The sequence below is a fragment of the Paenibacillus gorillae genome, from assembly GCF_000513275.1.
Classification (GTDB): Bacteria; Bacillota; Bacilli; order Paenibacillales; family Paenibacillaceae; genus Pristimantibacillus; species Pristimantibacillus gorillae.
Window position 1 is genome coordinate 23,915 of the sequence record NZ_CBVJ010000075.1, and the last position, 23,018, is coordinate 46,932.

Here is a 23,018-nt window from a genome sequence, read left to right on the forward strand (position 1 = left end):
TCGGTTACTTGGCGAATGTTAATTAATAAACAAAACAAAAGCTGTCGAAACCTCTCGACAGCCCGGTCATGATAGACAATTCTAAATCGTAAACAGATCGACCTCTGTCGCTCGCGAATGAGACTCCAACAGCTTCACCAGCCCGCCGAATTCCAGCTCCTCGAACTTTCGGACAGCCGATTCCAGCTGCAATTCCCATACGCATTCTGTTAAACCGCAAGCTACAGGTGTATCCAACCGGATTGTTGCAAGATCCCGGGAAAGATGCAGCATATCGAGATTGGCTTCAATTTTGGTTCGGACGCCTTTAGGCAGCTTGTCCAGATTTTCGAGCACGCCTTCCACCGTATCATAATCCATAAGCAGCTTCAGCGCCGTCTTCTCGCCAATGCCTTTGACTCCGGGATAATTATCGCTCGTATCGCCCATAAAGCCTTTAATATCAATAATCTGATGCGGAGCCAGCTGCTTGTCTTCCAGCAGATACGCCAAATCGTAAATCGCGTAATTCAACTTGCCTTTTTTCATAATAACGACCTTCACCTTATCGGAGACAAGCTGCAGCATATCATGATCGCCGGTTAAAATATAAACTTCCGCCTCATCCCGCAGTTGGCGGGACAAAGTGCCGATGCAGTCATCCGCCTCAAATCCGACAATGCCGACATTGGGAATTCCCATCTCAGCTACTACCTCTTTAACCAGATCAAACTGAGGAATCAGCTCCAGCGGCGGCTCTCCCCGGTTCCCTTTATAGTCGGCAAACTGCTCTGTACGGAACGTTTTGCTTCCCATATCCCAGCAGCAAATGACATGCGTAGGCTGAAACGTTGTAATCGCATCAAAAAAGTATTGGATAAAGCCATAAATCGCATTAGTTGGCAGCCCTGCTTTTGTCTTGCGGATATATCCGCTATAGGATGTTGCGTAAAAAGCGCGGAACAGCACCGCCATTCCATCGACAATCAGCACTTTATTTTCTTTCATCGCTTTCCCTCCTTGCAATTTCGATTCTATCAACTGCTCAATCACAGTCGCTCTATTCTATTAGTTGCGCAGTAAAAAAGTACCAGCTAAAATTCGCCCCGGATAAACTTCCCTATTCGGTTAGCTGCTTCGAGCAGGCGCGCTTCCTCTTCGACGAGGGCAATACGGACATAGCCTTCGCCCTCCGCTCCGAAAGCTTCGCCTGGAATGACAACGACGCCCGTCCGTTCGAGCATTTCCCGGGAAATTCGACGCGAATTCCACGCTTCCGTCAAGGACCACTGCATGTTTGGCAGCGGAGCCCATAGGAACATCGTCCCCTTCGGCTTATCGATATTCCAGCCCTCTGCCCGCAATGCGGCAACAAAGGCGTCCCGCCGCTGCTCGTACAGTACTCCTGCCTTAGGCGGAGCCTGCTCCGACATCGCTTCGCGCAGCGCAGCGACGCCCGCTTCCTGAACGGCGCTGAATACGCCGTAATCGATATTGCCCTTCAACTCGCGCAAGGCACCGACCGCTTCACGGTTGCCCGCCAGAAAGCCGATTCGGCAGCCTGCCATGTTAAAGCTTTTGGATAAGGAATGAAATTCGACCGCTCCGTCCAAAGCTCCTTCTGCCTGCAAAATACTCGGCGGGTCGAAGCCGTCGAAAGCCATTTCCGAATAGGCGGCGTCATGCACGACCAGCACGCCATGCTGCCCCGCTTTCGCCAATACCCGCTCGAAGAATGTAAGATCGGCAACAGCGGATACCGGGTTGCTGGGATAGTTCAACAGTATGAACGCAGCGCGATCCCATATTTCGTCAGACACCGCCTCCAAATCGGGCAGAAAACCGTTCTCCTCTTTAAGCGGCAGCAGCACCGGCTCCACACCGGCAAGCGCCAATGCTGCCGTATAAATCGGATAGCCAGGGTCTGGCACAAGCGCTACGTCGCCGGGACTGCAAATCGCCATCGCCAAATGCGATAGACCATCCTGCGAGCCCATTAAGGAAACGAGCTCAGCATTGGCATCGAGCTTCACGCCAAAGCGATGCTCCATCCACTTCGCCGCTTCCTGCCGGAACGATTCGCTGCCATGCGTTCCCGGATAGGCGTACATATCCGTTCTCAACGCAGCTTCGCTCAACGCTTGCCGGACTGCAGCCGTCGGAGGCTTATCCGGACTGCCGATGCCGAGGTCAATCACATCTCGGCCCGCCTTTATCGCCGCTTGCTTCCATTCGGCCACCTCGGCAAAAATAGAGGAACCAAGCTGCTCCAACCGTTCCGATCTCCATCGTTTGTTCGCCATCTGCTTCTCACCCGTTATCCGTTCCATATTTGCTCGTATTGCTCTTCTTTAAAGCCTACTGTTACTTTGCTGCCATCAGTCACAATCGGCCGTTTAATAAGCATGCCGTTGGATGCGAGAAGCGCAAGCTGCTCGTCCTCCGTCATGGCGCCAAGCTTGTCCTTCAGTCCAAGCGCCTTGTACACTTCGCCCGACGTATTGAAAAATTTCTTAAGCTCAAGTCCGCTATTCGCCACGATGCTTTTCAGCTCAGCGGCTGTTGGCGTTTCCTCAACAATATGTTTGAGCTCCAGCTCATTGCCTTTAGCCTGAAGCGATTTGACAGCCATGCGGCAAGTTCCACATTTGGGATATTGATACATCGTTAATTTAGCCATGTATAGGTCAAGCTCCTTCTAAATAGTAAGTTCATCCCGGCTGGGCTTCTCCAGTACTTCCTCCAACCGGACAAGCTCTGGCGGCAGTTCTGCCGTCCATTCCATCCATTGCTTCGTAATCGGATGCGTAAGTCCAAGCGTTTCGGCATGCAGCGCTTGCCGGCCAGCCGCAGCTTCCCATTCCGCATGCCCTCCGTTGTCAGGGCCGTACATTTCGTCGCCGATCAACGGGCAACCGATATGCCGCATATGAACGCGGATTTGATGCGTCCTTCCAGTTTCCAGCTTCAAGCGGACGCTTGCCGCCGCTCCGCCGCCAAAGACAGCCCCCGTCTCATAATGGGTCACAGAAGGATAACCGTCAGGGGTAACGATGCGAATATGCGGCGCATCCGGATTACGATCGATCGGGGCATTAACTACCCCTTTCGTTTCCGGAGGATGGCTGTAGACATAAGCGCGATAAAGCTTCATTACGCCGTTCGCCTGAAGCTGCTCGGACAGCTGCTGATGAACGTACGGCGTTTTCGCTATGGCGACAAGTCCGGAAGTATCCTCATCCAGCCGGTGAACCGGACGGAAGCGGACCTGCTCTCCCTTCATCAACCAGTGATGAACGACGCCGTTCGCCAGTGTGCCGGTATAGTGCCCATGAGTGGGATGTACGACGATGCCAGCGGGCTTGTTAACGATCAACAGATCTTCGTCTTCAAAAACGATAGCGAGCGGAATCGGTTCTGGCAAAATATCATCCGACGTTTCCTTCTCCATCCGGATCGTCAGCTCATCGCCCTCGTGTACAATATCGGACGTATAGACCCGCTTCCCGTTCAATGCGATGCCATGCTCAGTCAGCTTTATCCGTGACTGAAGCTTACGGGAAATGCCAAGTCTGCGCTCCAGCACAGTTCGCACAGGCTTGCCTTCATCGGCCGGTCCCGCAATTACCGTCAACGGTTTATAGTAATCGTCAATATTCAAGCTCATTTTGGGTCCCGCTTGCGGAACACTTCCGCGCTCCGGACATATTCAATATCGGATACGCCAAGCCGCGCATTGGCAACCCGGGACGCAGCAAAGAAATAATCCGATAACCGGTTCAAATAGATTTGCACCTCAGGATTAGCCGGATGCTCGGAAGCCAGCGTAACGACGAGCCTTTCCGCACGACGGCACACGGTACGGCATACATGGAGCAGCGCCGCCGCTCCACTTCCTCCGGGCAAAATAAAACGGGTAAGCTCAGGAGCTTCCGCGCTATAACGGTCAATTTGCGTTTCGAGTCTTGCCGCCGGCTCTGCATTCACTTTGAGCGGAGCTCCCGGCCGCGCATAAGCGAGATCCGCGCCGCAGTCGAATAGCTCATGCTGAATAACGGTGAACTCCTCCACTAACTCGTGAAGCGCCTCATGCTTTTCCATCTCCGCTGCTGCTTGACCGACAAAAGCGTTCAACTCGTCGAGTGTCCCGTAGGCCTCTACGCGAATATCATCTTTCCGAACCCGGCCTCCGATCAACGAAGTATCGCCTTTATCACCGGTTCTCGTATATAAATTCATTGGCTTCCGCCGCCCTTTCTGTCCTCGGCCAACGACTGGCCGCTTCGGTATTCATTGACTCTACTATATCATAAAATGCCGTCCTCTCGGCATTCCGGCTCTATTTTCCTATAACCGCTCTATGCAGTTCGGGCATAAAAAAAGACAGCGCCCCGATGGCACTGCCTTTCATCCACAGTTCCTTATGATTACGAACCTTGCTTCACCTTCGCTACGAAATTGCCAATCCGGTCCAGCGCTTCAGTCAGCTGTGCAACAGATGTTGCATAGGAACAACGAAGATGTCCTTCGCCGCCTAAACCGAATACGCCTCCGGGAACAGCTGCAACATTCGCTTCCTCCAGCAGGCGCTGTGCGAATTGCTCCGACGTCAGACCTGTCGACTGAATGGACGGGAACGCATAGAAAGCTCCTTCCGGCTCATGACAATCGAGGCCAATTTCGCGGAAGCCTTTAACGACAAGCCTTCTGCGCTGATTGTACGATTCCATCATCCGGTCTTTCTCTTCCAGGCCATGAGGCGACAACGCTTCAAGCGCAGCATATTGTCCCATAACAGGGGCGCACATAACCGTATATTGATGGATCTTCAGCATTGCGGCAATAAGATCCGTGTGTCCGCAGGCGTAGCCCATACGCCAGCCGGTCATCGCAAATGCTTTCGAAAAACCGCTGACGAGAATCGTACGGTCTTTCATTCCCGGTACAGCGGCGAAGCTGACATGCTTAGAGCCATAAGTAAGCTCGGCGTATATCTCGTCGGAAATGACGATCAAATCGTTTTCCTCGACGATTTTTGCAATAGGCAGCCAATCCTCATACGTCATGATACCGCCTGTCGGATTGCTAGGGTAACAAAGTATAAGTACTTTGGATCGAGGCGTAATCGCGGCTTGCAGCGACTCCGCTTTCAGCTTGAAATTATCCTTCGCGAAGGTTTCGATGCCTACCGCGACTCCGCCGCTTAACGTCGTAATCGGCGAATAGGAAATATAACAAGGCTCTGGAATTAGAATTTCATCTCCAGGCGTAATGAGCGCCCGAAGCGCTAGGTCAATCGCCTCGCTGCCCCCCACCGTTACGAGAATCTCGTCGGCCGGATTATACTCCACCGCAAATTGATCGTTCAAATATTGGCCGATCGCACCGCGAAGCTCCGGCATCCCGGCATTGGACGTGTATTGCGTCTTGCCGGTTTCCAGCGAATAGACCGCTGCCTCGCGGACATGCCAAGGTGTCGTAAAATCCGGTTCGCCCACGCCAAGTGTGATTACATCTTTGCGCGCGCTGACCAGATCGAAGAACCGCCGGATTCCAGAGGGCTTGATGCCTCTAGCCATCGGTGACAAATAATCGGCCATCTCCTTGCGAGGGGTTACTGTTTCTTTATCTTTTATCATAGCCATCACCCTCTTACGGCGAAATAATCAAACGATGGTCATCTTCATGCTCCTCGAAGATAATGCCGTCTTGTTTGTAATTTTTTCCAAAATAAAGTTCGTCTTCGTCGACAGCACTTTGTCGATCGGAGACAATTTATTCGATACGAACGAGGCAACCTCTTTCAAGCTTTTTGCCCTCGATCTCCACTAATAGATCATATGCGCCTGACATCAAATAAACCGATTTCACTTCCGGATATAAATAAATACGCTCGGCGATGCCTTCGAATCCGCGTCCGCGTTCCGGCGTAATCTGTACCTCAATCAGCGCTGTCACCTTTTCATCGTCAACCTTGCTCCAGTTAACAACTGTCGCATATTTCACGATGATATGGTCGCTTTCAAGCTCAGCGATCACTTGCTTGATCTCTTCAATCGAACGGTCCAGCATCGTCGCGATCAGCTCCGCGTCCCGTCTAGCGTCTTCCTTAAGCAGTTCAAGCACTTTCAATTGCAGTTCGTTCATCGCCCTACTCCTTCCAACGCGCCTGTAGTTATAAAAAATATTTTACAACGAATTGAAACTTCCTGCAAAGAAAAAAACAAAAGCTCCCAAAGCGGGGCTCGGACTAGAGTACTCCTGCAGCTCCCTACTGTCGCTATTCTGCATCAAACCCTTACCACTCTTCAGGTGCCAACAATTGCTGCTTTTCTGTTGCAAACCATTATCGCTAGCGGAACACTATTGCTCTTATATAGCGAACCAGCTTCGCTTATTAGCGAAGCAAAGTTCGCTACAGGAGGGCCAAATGACATCGAAATGAGCTGGAACGAACTAAACTTCGCAACTCGTGAATCTATCTTCTCCATTAGAGAACTTCTCTTCGTTAATGCTGTAGCGCACCTTAAATCCGCCTGTTTTAAGTAAAATTTGCGAAGCGGCCTTCGCTAATCAGCGAAGCCGCTTCGTTAAGCGGCAACGCAAGTATGTATCATGCACTTGTGCGCAACTAGGGGGAGCGGAGCGGTTCGTGTTCGGGATGACTTTTTGAAGATTCAATTCATTTCTCATTGTGAAAACAATGAAAAATCAAGAATCAAGAATGACAGCACGAACCGAAACGCGCAGCGGTCCCAGAACTGTCATCGCAGCAAAAGATACATCCCATCGACTCCTCATCGTGAAGACCATATTGCGAACCAGACTCGCTAAACAGCGAAGCAAAGTTCGCTATAAGAGGGCCAAATGACGTCAGAATGAGCTGGAACGAACCAATCTTCGCAACTCGTGAACCTAGCTTCTTCATTAGCGAAATTCTCTTCGTTAATGCTGTAGCGCACCTTTAATCCACCTGTTTCAAGTAAAATTTGCGAAGCGGCCTTCGCTAATCAGCGAAGCCGCTTCGTTATGCGGCAACGCAAGTATGTATTATGCATTTGTGCGCAACTAGGGGGAGCGGAGCGGTTCGAGTTCGGGATGACTTTTTGAAGATTCGATTCATTTCTTATTGTGAAAACAATGATAAATCAAGAATCAAGAATGGCAGCACGAACCGAAACGCGCAGCGAGCCCGAAGTATACCCCCGCAAAGCTAAAGAAGGCTGCCGAATCATTATCGGCAGCCTCCCCCCACAGGGCCTAAAGTCTTAGCTATAATAAGGCTGGTGCTGGTTCGATTGATGCTGCTGATGCGACTGATGCTGATAAGGCGCGAACGAGCCAAAGCCCTGCTGCGAACCGCCTAGGCGCTGCTGCAGCCATTGCGACGTTTTTTGCTGCGTCTGCGAGTATTCCTTGATCTGCTTGTCCAGCTCCTGACGCAAAGCAGGAGAAGCGGTACTGTACATATTTTGAGACTGCATCGCTTGGAACAGATCGCCTTGCATTTTCAGCGTGCTATTTAGCAAATTCGTAAACATCTGGCGCACTGTCGGACATGTCGATTCCGTCGCTGCCGTCGCGTATTCCCGGACAACCCGCTTCAAATCGGACAATACGGTATAGGCCAAATCCTCATCCGGCAGCGGTTGCTGCTGTTGTTGCTGCTGATACATGCTCGTCATCCTCCTTTATTAATGCTGTGGCTGTGTTGGCGCCATCGATTGATGCTGCTGGAACGATTGCATCAGCGTCTGGTAATGCTGCTGATGCGTATGAAGCATTTGCTGGCCGATTTGCCGCAATGCCTGGTTGCTAGCCGAAGCTGCCAGCAGCGCATTCTGCTTCATCAGTAAATCTTCATTGGACAAGGAATCTGCAATATACTCCAGTTCTTTCGCCGTAATCGGTTGTAACAATTTCCTCTCCTCCTTCTTTATGTAATGCCAAGCCATTACGTATTATCCGCGCTATCTTCCACATTTATGTACGGAGCCGGTTTATTTGAAAACTTCGACTTCACCGGAATATTTCAGTGTAAAATCCACATCGATGACCACATCGTCGACGTTGGGCTTCCATTCGCCTTGCTTCCGTATTTCCTTCCACTGCTTAAGGTGATACCGGTACAAAACATGCTCTAGCGGGTACAAATCAACGCCAATCTCCTGCCCCTTCAGAAAGGTTGCTTTAATTTCTTTCTTGATCTTCTCCTCCATCATCTTTATGAACTGAACCCGGTCCACATCCGTATCCCACTCTACGATATGACCTTTCATTGTTGTCTGGAGATGGAACACAGATGCCTGCGGGTCCCATGTTATATCAATCTTGCTCTTGTCGATAATGACAGTCGCTTCCTGGTTTTCCTTTGGCTCTAGAGAAACAATTGTACGTTCAAAACCTTCAGCTCCCCAGGCAAGCCCCTGAATGTCCTTCCGCGGCAGAAATCCGGCATATCGCGAATTTTTAAAGGCGAATACTCCGTCGATTATATCCAGATCCATCTTTTCTCCAGCATTCTTCCAATCCTTGTTGGTCGTTTTTATACTTGGCAAAAGAGTCGTAATGCCCGGCTCTAATCCTTGCCTCACGATATCCTGCATCCTCATCGGCCTGACCAAGCTGTTTTCCTGATAGGTAATTTGCGGGCTGTAAAGCGCGCTGTTCAGGGGAGAAGAGGAGAAAAAGTTGTCGACTTCGAACAGCCGCTCCAAGTCCTCTTTCGTACCGAAAATATAAGTCGTATAACGCGTTGCCCTCATCCGGTTAATTCCGTCCAGAATTGTCTTCACATGCGCAAAAGCCCGCTCGTGAATAACAATCGTTTTTAGATGATCCATGCTCAGATTGTATTGAGAGCTAGTCATCAAATTAAACAAGGCATTAAGCGGCGTATCCCCTTTTTTGTTCCCTATCCATATAGGCTTCTCGCTAGCCGCCGACGACTCCCTTTTGGCAATCGAGTCGAACGACAGCAGCTGCGTGTAAATCACATAGTTGTCATCGACATAATCGATGCCGAGCGCAGCTGCATAGCTGACCTTTTGCAGGTCGACCTCATCCCAGCAGCCTGTAGCGGTAAGGAGTATCGTCATAGATAAAAGAAGCTTTAACAGCGCTGAACTTCTAAGTACTGCTCTTCGCCAAAGGTAAAGGCTGGTTGCAGCCATATAGCTACTCCTCCTTTGCCTGAGCCTTAAACGGCCTGATCAAAATTGCAGGAATTAGTGATCTCCAGCTAATCGGCGCAACAGGCGCCATATAAGGCCTGCCGAAGGACTCCAGCGAGCACAGATAGGTCAAAGTGGCAAATACGCTGACAAAAAAACCGAATATGCCAAACAGCGAAGACAATATAAGTATTGCGAATCTTAATATACTTACAGTCCCGCTTAGCGACTGATTAACGAGCGTAAAGGTTGCTACAGCTGTTATCGCAGCTGACACTAGCATAGTCGGAGAAGTCAGCCCGGCACTAATTGCCGCATCCCCGACAATCAATCCTCCGACGACCGACACGGTCTGCCCTACTGCTCTCGGAAGACGAACACCCGCTTCTCTGAACAGCTCGAATATGGTTAGCATAAAAAACATTTCCATCGTTGCCGATATCGGCAGTCCGATTCGAGAAATCGTAACGGTCGCCAGCAGCGTAAACGGAACTTGATCAATGTTGAAGGCAGACAGCGACACCCAAAATCCCGGCAGGCAAAGTGCCAGAATCAAGCCTGCAATACGCAGCAGCCGCTCCAGCGACACGAAGTAATACGGCAAATGAAAATCTTCAGGCGATTTAGTCAACAGCAGCAAATTCGCTGGTGCGATAATCGCAGAAGGCGACCCGTCAACGAGAAATGCTACTTTGCCTTTCATAAGCGAGTGCACGACGTAATCGGGACGTCCAATATATTCGACCAGCGGAAATAGCGAATACGGGCGGTCGGAAATTAAATCTTCCAGCTGTGAAGCGCTGTTCAACGCCTCAATTTTAATATTGTGCAGCCTTCTTCTGGCCTCTTCAACTAGATCGGGCTCCGCTTTTCCTTTTATATAAAGAAGAGCCACTTCCGTATGCGTCTCACTGCCAATCGACCAATATTGGCAATTCAGATCGGGCGTCCGCAATCTCTTTCTGACTAATGCGATATTCGTACCGATTTTCTCAATAAAACCATCTCTCGGTCCTTTCAGCGACAGCTCCATCGTCGACTCTTCGGGCTGTCTGCCCGGCTGGTCGGATAAGTCAAAAGCGAATACCATTCCGCTTTCAACGTGGATAACAATAACACTTCCCGAAAACAACGAAGTATAGAAGCCTTCAACATCCTTCTCACTGCGCAGGGGTATGTGTACGCCAATCACACCTGCTGACCATTTGAAATCATCCGAATTGTCCTCCTCAGACTTTCTCCCTTCTTCAGTCCATGCTGCAAGTCTGTCTAAATTAGGCGGCAATGCAATAAATAACGTCTGCATATCTACCATACCGCCGCAGCTGACAATTTTGAATTTGTGCCTCCGATCGCCATCCGTCATGAAATCCTGAATAAGGACATCCTGGGAATCCTGTAAAGTGAGCATGATGTCGTACAGCTTTGTCCCTTTCCTTGCCAAGCTTTCGCTCATCTTCTCCGGCCTCCTGTCGCAATGGCTTTTGTTCTGCCCGTCTTGGCGGATATAGCCCAAAGGAACAGCAATACGGCAAACAGTATGATCCATGCATAAGAATAATAGTACCCCAGCAGCATCCGGTAGTATCGCATATGGTTCAGCATCACACAGGTGGCAGCTACAATTAACATTGCCGCAGCCGACATCCCGATCCATTGCCGCTTCAAACGCTTGAACGGCCCAAATTCATTGGCTATGTATATAGGAACAGCGATACGGATAAATGCGCCGGACAACCACTGGAACACGGCGAAAAAGTCGACATGCTCAAAGTAATCGCCGATTTTAACCATCCGCCACTGCGAATACGCAGGGTAACGCATATTGGATGCCTCTTCCGGTCCAAATTCAGTTATGGCTCCGATAGTCGGCCCTAATGTCAGTAACCCGAATCCAAGCGTCAACAGTATAAGATGCCAAGCTTTGAACCGGCTCTTGAAATGATGCTGAATGAGCAGTAAAAATGTAATTTCCAAAAATGAAGTTAAGCTGTTGAGCGCACCCCTAAGTACTGGCGAAAATCCGTTCTCCAGCATGGGCAGCAAATAATGATAATCTTTGGCCGGCATATTGGCGGACATGACAAAATCGCCAAGCAGCACAACGACGGGAAGCAATATACAAGAAATATACGCAATCGTCCGCAAGCCAGCGATGGCAGCATAGAGGCAAAGTCCTCCAAAAATGCAGCAGACGACAAGTTGAGGGGTCTCCGGCAAATAGGTCGCAGACGTCCATCGAACGACATCTACCATGGTGCCAAAAGCGACGAGCAAAGATATCACAATAAAAAAAACAATAAACAGCCACGAGATAAAACGCGGCATCCGCCTTTTCATCCACGTGTCAATCCGTTCTCCGTTAAGCTTGATGAGAACACGGTGTAGCGGTAATGCAACGATTGGCAGCACAATAATTAAAGCAACCGGAACGCATAACCAGGCATCGCGTTTCGCGACATTAAGGAGCAAGGGTACGACAATAACGTGATTGACGAGTCCGACTGACAGCAGTGTCATCATGACAACTGGCCATAAGGAAAAGGGCTTGAGAGCGGTTGGCTTCATAGCAGTCACATCCTTTCGATCCAGTTTTCCCCTTGTCTAGAAAAGTCATGCATTAAAAAAGACAAACAAAAAGCGTCCTCCGCCATGCCTTGGGGCAAGTAGAAAGGACGCTTTTTGTTAAGGAACATGAACGGTTTTAACATGGTCAAAATGAAGATATACACTGTTCCCGCTGGCATTAGCCAGCTCGATCATGCTTTGATCCACATTTTTGAGCACTCCCGTTTTATTCGGATTCTCTCCAAGATCGAGCACAACGAACTCGCCAATTAATTTCCTAAGCTGTTGATCGAACGTGCGTGCAAGTGTCAACGGCGAAGGCTTCAATGGAAATTGCTCCGCAGTCAAAGTGTAAGGCGTCGAATTCGGGTTATACGGAATCAAATATTTCAAATGATGGAGTGAAATAACGACGGTATGGTACACAGGAGAGTAGAAAACGAAGAAATCATTCATAACCGTCGTTACATATCCATGAATGGACTGATTGCCGGTTATATAAATTTCGGAGAACATCCCTTTAGCGTTCATTAATATTTTCCGATAAGAGATCGGATCGTTAATCGGTTCGAATGGATTCTCGGGAGTTTCAAACGGTCCTTCCTCCTGAGAAGAGAGCCTTAATTGCTGCAAATGAATCAATGGCACATAAAGAAACTGAACTCCATTGTGAAGAACCAGAATGTCTGGGCCACATTCAATAAGCTTGCCGCGTATCGGCGTCATTTTTCCGGAAATTTCAAGTTCAACCTGCCGGTCGAGCAGCGGATGCCGGTTTTTCATGCGATCAACCTCCTTTCATCCGAATCATTCGCTTGCATTGCAAAGATAGGAGAGCCGGGCAGCGGCTAATGCCGAGCCCGGACTCCACTTTGCATTCCAAGCTATTTGCCCGATTTTTTGCCATTAGATTTGCGGTTGCCGCCTGAGCGGTTATTCCCTCCGGTACGAGTGCCGCCTGTACGGTTGCCGCCGCTGTTGCTGCGGTTTTTGTTTTCACTTTTGTTCTTGTTTTCACTTTTGTTTTTGTTTTTGTTCTCATTTTTATTTTCGTTTTTGTTCTCGTTTTTGTTTTTGTTGCCGCCGCTTTTGTTGTTATTGTTGTTTTCGCTTGCTCCGCCAGTCCGATTGCCTTGGGAGCCGCAAGACTTGCTCTCTTTTTTGATCGTCTTGATGTGGTCAATTAAAACTTGCACCACTTGTCTGCCATTTACCAGCTTGATTGTATCTCTGCAAACTTCGGCCAGAAAGCCCTCTTGTTTCTCCGGTCCGCCCATGTTCACTTGAACAAATTCCTGGTTCAGTGCCCGCAGAACACCTCTAAAGTTAGCCGCTTTAATGAAATTGTGAGTACGGCCGCCGCTGCTGTGGCAATTCCCTTCTTCCGCAATGCTTTTGACATGAGCAGTTACTGCGTAAACAATGCCATGCTTAGTTCGCAGAACGAGATAATCGGACTGAACGGAAAGCAGTTTACCTTCAAAGGACTCAGGCCCTCCGCGGTTGATCTTTACATTCTTGCCTTCCAATTGTTTAATGCAATCCCGCTCTGTACTGGTGTTTTGATCTCCAGTGTGATGCTTGTTGCTTTTGTGTTGATTGCTGCTGTGCTGATTGTTTTGAACTTGGAACTGACCTGCAAACGGTTGATTGTAAAAATATCTTGTCATTAGTAAATCCCTCCGGTAATCTCTCATATTGGTTTGATCGGCCTATCTAACATACTGAACGACAGGAGTCTATCAATGCCTTTACTTCCTACGCATGCATCCCTCCAATACTTGCTTGGGTTCATCTGTCATGGGAGACGATATGTAATATATCTATATGTATCTCTGATATGCAGGGTACTAGATTACTATCTATTTATTTGAGATTAAGTGAATGACCCATGCGATTAATAGAGTTCGATCATAGATTAGAGCAACGAGAAAAGGAGGAGATTAAATGTCTCAGAAAAAAGAAAAGAATCAACGAACCGGCGGCTCCCGGGGTAACCGGACTGGCGGTACGCAAGGCAATCGCACTGGCGGTACGCAAGGCAACCGCTCCCGCGGCAACCGGACTGGCGGCACGCAAGGCAATCGCTCCCGCGGCAACCGGACTGGCGGCACGCAAGGCAATCGCTCCGGCGGCAACCGCTCTGGCGGCACGCAAGGCAACCGCTCCCGCGGCAATCGTTCCGGTGGCCCCGTCTAAGTTTCAAAGGTAGTGTCAATACGGACCTCTCCCGAATACGGTAAATAAGCACAAAAGCCTATCAGCTGCGATAGGCTTTATCTTTTGCCCAAGGGGTGGACCCATGGAAGAGCTTCCGGTTCGCAAAATAACAATTGATACCGAGGATTGGAATGATTTGCTGGAAACAGCAAAACGGGAAAGATACAAAACCGTTGACATCATCATGAATGGAAAACAATATAAGGCACAATTTGGATTCCGTGGAGGACATACGCTGCACTATAGCAAAAAATCGTATGAAGTCATTGTAGAGGGAGGTCCAACTCTGCACTGGAACGCGGAATTTGACGATCCCTCGCTCATCCGCAATGCGTTATCCTTCCATTTCTTTAATGAAATCGGGGTACCGTCCCCTCTGACACAGCATATCGAGGTAGAAATCAATGATCGTCCTCAAGGCGTCTACCTCGAGATTGAATCTGTGGACGCAACCTTTTTCCAAAAAAAGAGGAATCGGCTTTCGTTCCATCCTCTATGCAAGCAATGACAGCGCCGATTTCAGCCTGATCGATCCCATCCATAGAGGAAATAAAAGCTCGCTTTTCGACGGCTATGAGCTGAAATACGGAAGCAATAAGGTCACTAAACCGAAGCTCGTACGCTTCGTCAGGGGCATTAATCGGTACACTGGGAAAAACTTTGTCGCTTTTACAGCAAAAAAGCTGGACATCAAGCAATATTTGCTTTGGCTCGCCGGGGCTGTATTAACTGGAAACTATGACGGATTTGATCAGAACTACGCTCTCTATGAGCATCGAAAAACGGGGAAATACCGGATCATTCCTTGGGACTACGAGGGAACCTGGGGAAGAAACTGCTATGGACGCCCCTGCGGAAGCGATCTGGTTCGGCTGCAGGGCTACAATAACTTGACCGAGAAGCTGTTTCAATATTCAGCTTGCCGAAAAATCTACAGGGCGATTATGAATAATTTACTTGTTAACCAGTTTACAGTTGAACGGATTGATCCTGTTATTACCCGCTATTACAAGCAAATTACGCCGGCTATCCGGCATGACTTCACCAGAAAAAGCAGCTATGATACGTTTTTGAACGAACCTTCCTTCATACTGGATTACGTCCGGGAAAGACGCGCCATCATCAAAGCAGCCCTCAAGGCTTGGAAGGCCTGAAGGGCTGCTGCTTCTTCAATATTCTAGTTTTTAAAAGATATCCATGCTTAAGTAACGTTCTCCTGTATCAGGAGCAATGCAGAGCACCCGCTTGCCTGGTCCCAACCGCCTGGCAATTTGCATTGCGGCCCAGACGGAAGCTCCGGACGAAGGCCCCAGCAGCAAGCCTTCCCTGCGTGCGAGGCTCCGCATCGTATTCAGCGCATCGTCATCAGCGACTTGAATAATCTCGTCATAGACGGATGTATTCAGGATAGCCGGGACAAAACCGGGGCTAGTGCCGACCAGCTTATGCGGACCTGGCTGCCCGCCCGACAGAACAGGGGATCCCTGCGGCTCAACGACGGCTATGTACAAGTCAGGCAGCTCTTTTTTGAGCGTCTCCCCTGTTCCCGTAATCGTTCCTCCAGTACCCGCCGTTGCTACAAAGGCGTCAAGCCTGCCTTCCATCTGCTCCAAAATTTCGACCGCTGTCGTTATGCGATGGATATTCGGATTGGCTTCATTCTCGAACTGGTTCGGAATAAAGCTGCCCGGATTCGCCTGCTGCAGCTCCAGCGCTTTACGGATCGAACCGGGCATCCGCTCGGCCGCTGGCGTAAGCACGACCTGAGCGCCATAAGCTCGAACCAGCTGTATGCGTTCTTCGGACATGTTGTCCGGCATGACGAGAATAAGCCGGTAGCCTTTAGCCGCAGCGTTCATTGCCAGTCCAATGCCGGTGTTGCCGCTTGTGGGCTCAATAATGGTGCTGCCCGGCTTAATTAGCCCCTTCAACTCAGCTGCCATAATGAGCGACGAAGCAGCACGGTCCTTCACGCTTCCGCTTGGATTGAACATTTCCAGCTTTACATAGATATCTGCGCTTCCTTCCTCAGCCAGCCTGTTCAATTTTACCGCTGGCGTATCTCCGATAAGGTCGATAACAGAATCTGCGATACGTCTCTTTCCTTGCATCTCTTCCCCTTCTCCCATACAAGTTCCTATATATTCAAGACTTTAAGATCTGCTTCCCGCCGGCTCCTCTGCCTTTAAGAAAGAACGCAGGAACCACCACCCGGCAATTGGCACGATGCCTACCCCGAACATCAGCCACACGATTGCCGAAGGCGAATCATTTAAAGGCAGCAGGATGAGATAGGCACTTAAGCCGATTAGACGTCCTGCGATAAGTCCGGCTTCACGAAGGACAATAAGCTCCTCCCGCATTTTGACGCTGGCTTCCGACTGGCCAATCAGATCGAATACTCGAGAAGTAATCGGAATGATGTATAGCGGGAGAAACAAAGCGGTTCCAATACCGAACATCAGCAGCGTGGAATAACTGACCTTCCAAAACAGCGGGAGTATAAACAACCCAAGCATAATCGTTCCCGCCAGCATCGCCTTATTACGGTTGCGGGGGTTCAGCTTCTTGCCGACAAACCAAAAACTGACTAAAGCAACCAGCGAAGTGAAGAGCGTATAGCTGCCGAGCTTGCTCTCGTCTTTCGTTGCAATATACACAACAAGACCGACCAGAAACATGAACACCCCTTCGCGTACACCTTGCGCAACGATGGCGGCGAACATTTTCCGCCACGGATTGCCCCGCTGCGCCAGTTGTCTAAAGCCATAGGTCCACTCGTATGGTGCCGCAACATGCTTCCGCTTTGCCAGCCAGAAGCTTAATATAAAGGCAATGCCGAATACGACAAGTGACAGCGTAAAAATAAGCTGGTATCCGCGGTCGCCGCGCAGTGTTGTTATGAGCAGGCCGGAAATCCACGGCGCGATCATTCCCGCCGTTGAACCAAGCAGCCCTGCAATCCCGTTAAACCGGTCCCGGTTGTCGGGTTCCGTTATTTCGAAGTAGACAACGTTGTATGCCAGCCAATAGAAGCCAAGAGCCATGCCGCTAAGCATGCCAAGCGGGATGCCATAATATCGGGCTTGCTTGCCCAGCATAAGTACAGTGAAATAAAAGACCCCCGACAGCACAATGCCAAGACGGAGGCTGTTCATTTTGTTATGTTCTTTGACCCACTTGCCTGCTATATAGAAAGTGATGCCGCCAAGCGCATATTGTCCCAATGCAAACCAGCCGATCAGCATATAGGACTGGCTGGCTTTCCATAAGTAGACCGGCACAAAAGTGCCTGATAATGCACTTGCGACGCCGAATAGCCATTGGACGCCAAGCAGCAAAGCTGCCTGTGAGCCCAACACGCCATTACGAGTCTCGCCATGTCCGCGAGAGGCGGCCGATGCAGGTTGCCTGATCAAAACGATTTCCCCCTTTTCCATTGATGGAAGCAATGGTGGAATTACGTTTTGTAAGTTGCCCTAATTAGCCGGCCTGCATGCGGCTTTCATTTTCCAGTAAGCAAATCAGTCCTGCGGAGTCAGCGCTTTAAGCATCCGCTCCCTGTCCTTGTCGCTCAATATCGAAGACGTGTTAAAGCAAGAAGGGCATACGTAAAGAGTCGTCTCAATAGGCGATTGCACTAGAGGACGTCCAACTGCACCATGTATCGTTGGTTCGACGTTCAGCTTCTGCTTGCCCGCTTCGATCATATACTCCCGGCAAGACGGACATTCAGGCGCTTCCTCCTGCTCGTCTACAACCCGGCGAAGCGTTTCTTCTACGGCCATCCAAGCCCTGTTCGTCTGGCGGAAGCCTTGATCTGTATCTTTCCATGCGGAACCGCCGCCATAGGACTCATCTTCATCCCCTGCATCCCACTCCGGCTCATCCTTAGCGTCTTCTTCGTCTTTGTCTTCCATGTCATCCTCTTGATCCAAGCCGATTTGCAGCGTGCGATAGCCGCTGAGTTCATTGTCGCAGTGCGGACAATGCTTCTCCGGTCCGATTTCTTCGTCCCATACGATCTCGGTCATACACCATGGACAGATGGTTTGCAGTTCTTGTTCTTGCTCCATTCTTCACACCCCGTTTAATTATTCATTAAATAAATAACACCAAACACAAAAAATAAAATAGCAACGACCAATAAAATGCCCCATAAATATTTCATAGATTCCCCCAGCTATAAGGTAACTGTCGCCCCAATGACATAGGAAAGGGCGATCGAGATCATCATCGCGATAAATCCGACAGCACGGTTATCTTTGGCAATCTCTTCGTCAATGCGGAATACCGGCGTTAAAAACTCAAATAAGAAATAGGCAGCCAGTAATATAATGAAACCGAATGCGCCCCAAATTAAGCTTTGGTAGATTGAATCGTTAGCTTCAATTGAAAATCGGAAAATATTGCAGATGCCGAAAATTTTGTCCCCCGGTCGCCATGGCTACTGCAAGATTGCCTTTCTTAATTTCGCTCCAGCAGTTGTACTTGGTAACCAGTTCAAACACAAACAGAAAGACGATAAGCGACAGGACGACAAGCGATACATATACGAGCGATGCCGCATAGGAATTGCTAAGCAAACGGTCGACTTCGTTTTCCATTGTTCTTCACCTCACTGCGGTTGAAAATGCAAGCGCCGGCATACGCCTGACAGCTTGTTGATTACGATAGGGGGCAGAGCTACTTCAGCTCCGCCACCGTCACACCCGTACCGCCTTCTCCGTAATTGCCAATCCGGTATGCTTTGACCAGGCTATGCCTCCGCAAATATTGCTGAATGCCTGTTCGCAATACGCCTGTGCCTTTGCCGTGAATAATGTAAACCTGACCCATGCCGGCCAAGTACGATTCATCCAGAAAACGATCAACCTCAATAATCGCTTCCTCCAAGTTCTCACCTCTCAGATCAAGTTCCATCCGGACTTGATCCTCTTTGGAGCGCTTCAGGCTGGCGGCTTGCTTCGGCTGCTGCTGCTTGACGGCAGCGGACTGCTTAATGAGTTCCAAATCGTCCAGCGCAACCTTCATCTTCATGATTCCGAGCTGAACTGTTGCCTCCGACCCGCTGATATCCACAACTGTTCCTTTTTGGTTCAGACTGTAGACCGTAACCTCGTCGCCTGGCTCAATCTTAGCTGGCTTTCCGCCTGTTCCCCCACCAGCCGCTTTTTTCTTCTTAGCAAGCTCCGGAGCAGCTTCATCAAGCTTGCGGCGAGCCTCGATCAGCTTATGCTCTTTGACGGAAGCGCCTTCCTCCAGCGCCAGCTTGCGCAGATCGGCAATAATTTGCTCAGCCTCTTTCTTAGCTTTCGCAACAGCCGCAGCTGCTTCCTCTTGCGCTTTCAGCAGAAGCTTGTCGCGCTGTTCTTCGAACCGCGTCATATCAGCTTCATGACGGGCACGCTGTCGCTCCATTTCCTGACGCAGCGATTCCGCTGTCAGTCGCTCGGATTCCGCACTCAGTCGATTTTCCTCAAGGGATGCGATCATATTCTCAACCCGTTGATCTTCTTCGCTAACCTCTCCGCGGGCGTGATCGATAATTTTTTTATCCAGTCCCAGCCTCTCAGCGATAGCGAATGCGTTGCTTCGTCCAGGAACACCAACGAGCAGCCTGTAAGTCGGACTTAACGTCGCAACGTCAAACTCCATGCTCGCATTAATAACGCCTTTACGGTTATAGGCATACGCTTTCAACTCGCTATAATGCGTGGTAGCGATGATGCGGCTGTCTTTGCGATGCACATGCTCCAATATGGCGATGGCAAGCGCCGAGCCTTCTGCCGGATCGGTACCCGCGCCAAGCTCATCGAGCAGGACGAGACTTTTCGAAGTCATCGATTGCAAAATACGAATAATGTTCGTTAAGTGGCTGGAGAACGTACTCAGACTTTGCTCAATGCTCTGCTCATCGCCAATATCGGCGTAGATGGCATCAAACACGCAAAGCTGGCTTCCGTCTTCCGCTGGCACGAACAGTCCCGACATCGCCATTAAGCTTAATAAGCCGATTGTCTTGAGGGATACGGTCTTACCGCCCGTGTTGGGACCCGTAACAATTATTGCCGTGTACTGGTTGCCCAGTTCAACGTCCAGCGGAACAACTCGATCCGCCGCAATGAGCGGATGGCGGCCGCGCTTCAGCTTCAGAAACCCGCGGTCATTCATGCGAGGCAGTGTTGCCTTCATTTCATGCGCCATGCGCGCTTTCGCATAAGCGAAATCCAATCGTCCGATCAGCTCCAGATTGTACAGCAAGTCATCGACATGGTCAGATGCCAGTGCTGTGAGCTTTTGCAAAATCTTCTCGATTTCACGCAGTTCCTTCGCCTTCAGCTCTCGAAGCTTGTTGTTCATTGCAACGATCGTTTCCGGCTCAATGAATAGAGTAGCTCCCGAACCGGACTGATCATGGACGATACCGCCGAAGTTCGAGCGGTATTCAGCTTTAACCGGAATTACATAACGGTCATTACGGATCGTAACGATCGCGTCCTGCAGCATTTTTTGCACGGAGCTTGAACGGATCATCTGCTCGAGCTTCTCACGAACCCGCGACTCTCCGCTCCGCAGCTCGCGGCGCACAGAAGCAAGCTCTGCGCTTGCGCTGTCCAGCACCTCACCCTGATCATCGATACAATCAAATATCGCATCCTCAAGCGGTTTGTGTTCACTCAGTTCATCCGAGGTTTGTTGCAGCAGCGGAATCGGGTCATCCTCGTGAAGCACCTCAATATGCTTCTTGACGCGTCTGGAGCCGCGAGCGGTCAACGCAATATCGAGCAGCTCTTCGGGATTGAGCGTTCCGCCGATGCGGGCCCGGTGAAGCGGACCGCTAATATCGACAATGCCTCCGAATGGCGCATTTCCTTTCAAGCGGTCCGCCTTATAAGCTTCATCCGTGGCTTGCAGCGACAGCTTCACCAGCTCCAGATCAGAGCTTGGCAATAGCTTTTCAATGATCCCTTTGCCAAGCGAAGTTGCGGCATGCTGCTGCAATTTATGTGTAATTTTATGAAATTCAAGTGTAGATAAAATTTTTCGCTGTCCAATGTAACACTCCTCTCGCCACTTTATTATATCCGAACCTAGGCGCGGATGCACGAACCATACATGGATAAATGATTTATGGTCATACTACAAAAGAATTCGAAATGCCATTTCACCAGTGCGCAGTCTGGCTCCGGACCGAAGTGAACGGAAGCCCTAGGCGCAAATTATTGGGAGGTTGTGGATATGAATTTTTTAGGCCATGTTGTCAGATTTATCGTATCAGCGCTTGTACTGATGGTTGTCGGGTGGATTGTTCCCCAGTTTAGCGTCGGCGGCTTCTGGAGCGCTTTTTTCCTTGCTTTGGTTATTGCAGCCTTGGGCTGGATCATTGAAGGAATTTTCGGCAAAAAGGTTACGCCTTTTGGCCGCGGTATCGTTGGCTTTATCGCCAGCGCCGTCGTCATCTGGGTCGCGCAATTTATCGTGGGCGGTGTTACCGTTACATGGCTTGGCGCCATACTGGCTGCGCTCGTTATCGGGATAATCGACTTGTTTATCCCGGTCAGCACACCGTATGAAGCCGGCCGGAGCAGCCGGGATCACGATTAGACCTGCAATGCATCAGGCACCGAGTGAAGATCAGCCCTTGATCTCGTTTGTTGGAGATTGAGGGCTTTTCTTTTCTGGGCAAGATTGTCACCGGGTTGTCACTGCAAAGCAGCTTATAATCGGTTACAATAGAGCTGAAAAACAATTATTTCCGTTTCAAGGAGGAGCTAGTTTTGAAAAAATGGATTTTATTTGCGGCAGTGCTTTGCTTGGTTGCCGTAATCGCAGCATGCGGAAGCAATAAAGGTAACAGCGAGCCAACAACAAGCGGCGTATCGGAGCCGAATACAGCAGCGCCTGAAGTCGTTATCAAAGCAAAAAGCTGGGAATTCGACAAAGCAGAATACAAAATTAAAGCAGGCGAGCCTGTTAATTTGACGCTTGAATCCAATGGCGGCGTTCACGGGATCGATATTTCCAAAACCAACATAAAAATCGCCAACAAAAAGACGAAAGTGGTAACGCTTGAAGCCGGCGAATACAATATCGTCTGCAACGTGCCATGCGGCAACGGACATGCGAAAATGACAGCCAAGCTGATCGTTGAATAGGTTCAGCGCCTAATAGCCTTCTGATATCCGATTCTGTACTCGGATATCAGGAGGTTTTTTTATGGTCAGGACAGGATGCCCCAATTATAATCGAAAGTTTGCCTTTCCCCAAGAAAGACTGATAGCTCTCCCTCTTCCCCTGTATTCATCGCTCTGCTATCATTTCATATACTGGATATAAATGTATTATGATGCCGATTGGAACAGATCAGGAGGGATGGCTAATGAGCTTACTCGATAAACGGGTTGCGATCGTTAGCGGTGCGGGCAGCGGACTCGGAAGAACAGCTTCGCTCGCATTTGCAAGAGAAGGAGCGCGCGTCGCTTTGCTCGGACGCAGGCGCAGCAAGCTGGAAGAAACAGCCGGCCTTATTCTCCAGCAAACAGGACAGGAAACATTAATTATTCCTACTGACATCACCGATGAAAGGCAGATCGATTCGGCTGTTCAGCAAGCGATTCAGCAATGGGGCGCTATTCACATCTTGCTTAATAACGCAGCCATCATGGAACAAGGTACCGTATTGGAATTAACGAAGGAAGATTGGCAATCACAGGTAGCAACCAATTTAACCGGACCTTTCTTGCTGACGAAAGCTGTTCTCCCGACGATGCGGGCGGCGAAATACGGACGCATTATCAATATTACGTCTGCGCATTCGCGGAACGGATCTGGAGGCTTTGCCGCCTATAGTGCGGCTCAGGCCGGTCTGGAATCGCTCACCCGGACGCTCGCCGACGAGGAATATGAATACGGCATTTTAGTTAACCTGTACAATCCTGGCACGCTGCGCACCGAAATGCATGCCACAGGCAAAGATCCCGCAATCGTTACGCCTGATCTCATCCGGCTGGCCAGCCTTCCGCTGGGCGGCACGACCGGTACGATCGTCAGTTATGGATAGATCGCAAATAGAAG

General features: G+C 49.8%; 23 protein-coding genes and 2 pseudogenes. 6 read left to right on the forward strand and 19 right to left on the reverse strand.

Annotated elements, in window-relative coordinates; genetic code table 11:
• Positions 1-81: 81 nt before the first annotated feature.
• The 14 genes and pseudogenes from TY10_RS12430 to TY10_RS28855 all read right to left on the reverse strand — a co-directional run bounded on the left by TY10_RS12430 (position 82) and on the right by TY10_RS28855 (position 13,390).
• Positions 82-987, reverse strand: coding sequence for a 5'-3' exonuclease (locus tag TY10_RS12430; protein ID WP_042163848.1), 906 nt, complete (start codon positions 985-987; stop codon positions 82-84).
• An 86-nt stretch (positions 988-1,073) separates the two neighbouring features.
• Positions 1,074-2,309: an aminotransferase class I/II-fold pyridoxal phosphate-dependent enzyme gene (locus TY10_RS12435; protein ID WP_042163851.1), complete on the reverse strand. Its 1,236-nt coding sequence runs from the start codon at positions 2,307-2,309 to the stop codon at positions 1,074-1,076.
• Complete coding sequence (locus TY10_RS12440; protein WP_042163854.1) at positions 2,297-2,659, reverse strand: arsenate reductase family protein; 363 nt, start codon at positions 2,657-2,659, stop codon at positions 2,297-2,299. The genes TY10_RS12435 and TY10_RS12440 overlap by 13 nt, the downstream gene beginning before the upstream one ends.
• An 18-nt stretch (positions 2,660-2,677) precedes the next feature.
• Positions 2,678-3,646 carry an RluA family pseudouridine synthase gene (locus TY10_RS12445; RefSeq protein ID WP_042163855.1) on the reverse strand — a complete coding sequence of 323 codons (969 nt, stop codon included), beginning with the start codon at positions 3,644-3,646 and terminating at the stop codon, positions 2,678-2,680.
• Entirely contained in the window at positions 3,643-4,218 is a 576-nt protein-coding gene (locus TY10_RS12450; RefSeq protein ID WP_042163857.1) for a cob(I)yrinic acid a,c-diamide adenosyltransferase, read from the reverse strand. Before TY10_RS12450 ends, TY10_RS12445 begins: the two co-directional genes overlap by 4 nt.
• Positions 4,219-4,406: 188 nt before the next feature.
• The gene (locus TY10_RS12455; RefSeq protein WP_042163859.1) at positions 4,407-5,618 is read right to left on the reverse strand and encodes an aminotransferase class I/II-fold pyridoxal phosphate-dependent enzyme; all 1,212 of its coding nucleotides are present in this window, start codon (positions 5,616-5,618) and stop codon (positions 4,407-4,409) included.
• Between the two features lie 13 nt (positions 5,619-5,631).
• A pseudogene (locus TY10_RS12460) lies at positions 5,632-6,126 on the reverse strand (Lrp/AsnC family transcriptional regulator).
• A gap of 1,121 nt (positions 6,127-7,247) precedes the next feature.
• Entirely contained in the window at positions 7,248-7,655 is a 408-nt protein-coding gene (locus TY10_RS12470; protein WP_042163863.1) for a spore coat protein, read from the reverse strand.
• Positions 7,656-7,673: 18 nt separating this feature from the next.
• A complete protein-coding gene (locus tag TY10_RS12475) occupies positions 7,674-7,898 on the reverse strand; it encodes a hypothetical protein (protein ID WP_202903178.1) in 225 nt (74 codons plus the stop codon).
• 81 nt (positions 7,899-7,979) lie between these two features.
• Positions 7,980-9,152 carry a Ger(x)C family spore germination protein gene (locus TY10_RS12480; RefSeq protein ID WP_042163867.1) on the reverse strand — a complete coding sequence of 391 codons (1,173 nt, stop codon included), beginning with the start codon at positions 9,150-9,152 and terminating at the stop codon, positions 7,980-7,982.
• Positions 9,153-9,156: 4 nt separating this feature from the next.
• Entirely contained in the window at positions 9,157-10,608 is a 1,452-nt protein-coding gene (locus TY10_RS12485; protein WP_042163869.1) for a spore germination protein, read from the reverse strand.
• Complete coding sequence (locus tag TY10_RS12490) at positions 10,605-11,720, reverse strand: endospore germination permease (RefSeq protein ID WP_042163871.1); 1,116 nt, start codon at positions 11,718-11,720, stop codon at positions 10,605-10,607. The genes TY10_RS12485 and TY10_RS12490 overlap by 4 nt, the downstream gene beginning before the upstream one ends.
• Before the next feature lie 117 nt (positions 11,721-11,837).
• On the reverse strand, positions 11,838-12,503 hold the full coding sequence (locus TY10_RS12495) for a hypothetical protein (RefSeq protein ID WP_042163873.1): 666 nt from the start codon (positions 12,501-12,503) through the stop codon (positions 11,838-11,840).
• Positions 12,504-12,604: 101 nt separating this feature from the next.
• Positions 12,605-13,390 carry a hypothetical protein gene (locus TY10_RS28855; RefSeq protein ID WP_052350523.1) on the reverse strand — a complete coding sequence of 262 codons (786 nt, stop codon included), beginning with the start codon at positions 13,388-13,390 and terminating at the stop codon, positions 12,605-12,607.
• A gap of 277 nt (positions 13,391-13,667) precedes the next feature.
• Here TY10_RS28855 and TY10_RS12505 point away from each other — a divergent pair, with 277 nt between their 5' ends.
• The 3 genes from TY10_RS12505 (at position 13,668) to TY10_RS12510 (ending at position 15,094) form a co-directional block, all read left to right on the forward strand.
• The gene (locus tag TY10_RS12505; RefSeq protein WP_042163875.1) at positions 13,668-13,919 is read left to right on the forward strand and encodes a hypothetical protein; all 252 of its coding nucleotides are present in this window, start codon (positions 13,668-13,670) and stop codon (positions 13,917-13,919) included.
• A gap of 103 nt (positions 13,920-14,022) precedes the next feature.
• Positions 14,023-14,448 (forward strand): CotH kinase family protein, encoded by a 426-nt coding sequence (locus tag TY10_RS30425; RefSeq protein ID WP_155985840.1) that lies wholly within the window; start codon positions 14,023-14,025, stop codon positions 14,446-14,448.
• Positions 14,375-15,094, forward strand: coding sequence for a CotH kinase family protein (locus tag TY10_RS12510; protein WP_162160606.1), 720 nt, complete (start codon positions 14,375-14,377; stop codon positions 15,092-15,094). The genes TY10_RS30425 and TY10_RS12510 overlap by 74 nt, the downstream gene beginning before the upstream one ends.
• A gap of 30 nt (positions 15,095-15,124) precedes the next feature.
• On the opposite strand, the gene cysK is transcribed toward TY10_RS12510, so the two are convergent.
• The 5 genes and pseudogenes from cysK to TY10_RS12535 form a co-directional block, all read right to left on the reverse strand.
• The gene (gene cysK / locus TY10_RS12515) at positions 15,125-16,051 is read right to left on the reverse strand and encodes a cysteine synthase A (protein ID WP_042163876.1); all 927 of its coding nucleotides are present in this window, start codon (positions 16,049-16,051) and stop codon (positions 15,125-15,127) included.
• Between the two features lie 42 nt (positions 16,052-16,093).
• Positions 16,094-17,359, reverse strand: a complete 1,266-nt coding sequence (locus TY10_RS12520; RefSeq protein ID WP_238327570.1) for an MFS transporter — start codon at positions 17,357-17,359, stop codon at positions 16,094-16,096.
• Between the two features lie 105 nt (positions 17,360-17,464).
• Positions 17,465-18,016 (reverse strand): hypothetical protein, encoded by a 552-nt coding sequence (locus TY10_RS12525; protein WP_042163879.1) that lies wholly within the window; start codon positions 18,014-18,016, stop codon positions 17,465-17,467.
• A 107-nt stretch (positions 18,017-18,123) separates the two neighbouring features.
• Positions 18,124-18,547 (reverse strand): annotated as a pseudogene (locus tag TY10_RS12530) (DUF350 domain-containing protein).
• Between the two features lie 79 nt (positions 18,548-18,626).
• Complete coding sequence (locus TY10_RS12535; RefSeq protein WP_042163993.1) at positions 18,627-20,999, reverse strand: endonuclease MutS2; 2,373 nt, start codon at positions 20,997-20,999, stop codon at positions 18,627-18,629.
• 183 nt (positions 21,000-21,182) lie between these two features.
• Between TY10_RS12535 and TY10_RS12540 the strand changes: the two genes are divergently transcribed.
• The 3 genes from TY10_RS12540 to TY10_RS12550 all read left to right on the forward strand — a co-directional run bounded on the left by TY10_RS12540 (position 21,183) and on the right by TY10_RS12550 (position 23,004).
• A complete protein-coding gene (locus tag TY10_RS12540) occupies positions 21,183-21,548 on the forward strand; it encodes a phage holin family protein (protein ID WP_042163881.1) in 366 nt (121 codons plus the stop codon).
• Between the two features lie 173 nt (positions 21,549-21,721).
• Complete coding sequence (locus TY10_RS12545; RefSeq protein WP_042163883.1) at positions 21,722-22,099, forward strand: cupredoxin domain-containing protein; 378 nt, start codon at positions 21,722-21,724, stop codon at positions 22,097-22,099.
• A 224-nt stretch (positions 22,100-22,323) separates the two neighbouring features.
• The gene (locus TY10_RS12550; RefSeq protein ID WP_042163885.1) at positions 22,324-23,004 is read left to right on the forward strand and encodes an SDR family NAD(P)-dependent oxidoreductase; all 681 of its coding nucleotides are present in this window, start codon (positions 22,324-22,326) and stop codon (positions 23,002-23,004) included.
• Positions 23,005-23,018 lie beyond the last annotated feature (14 nt).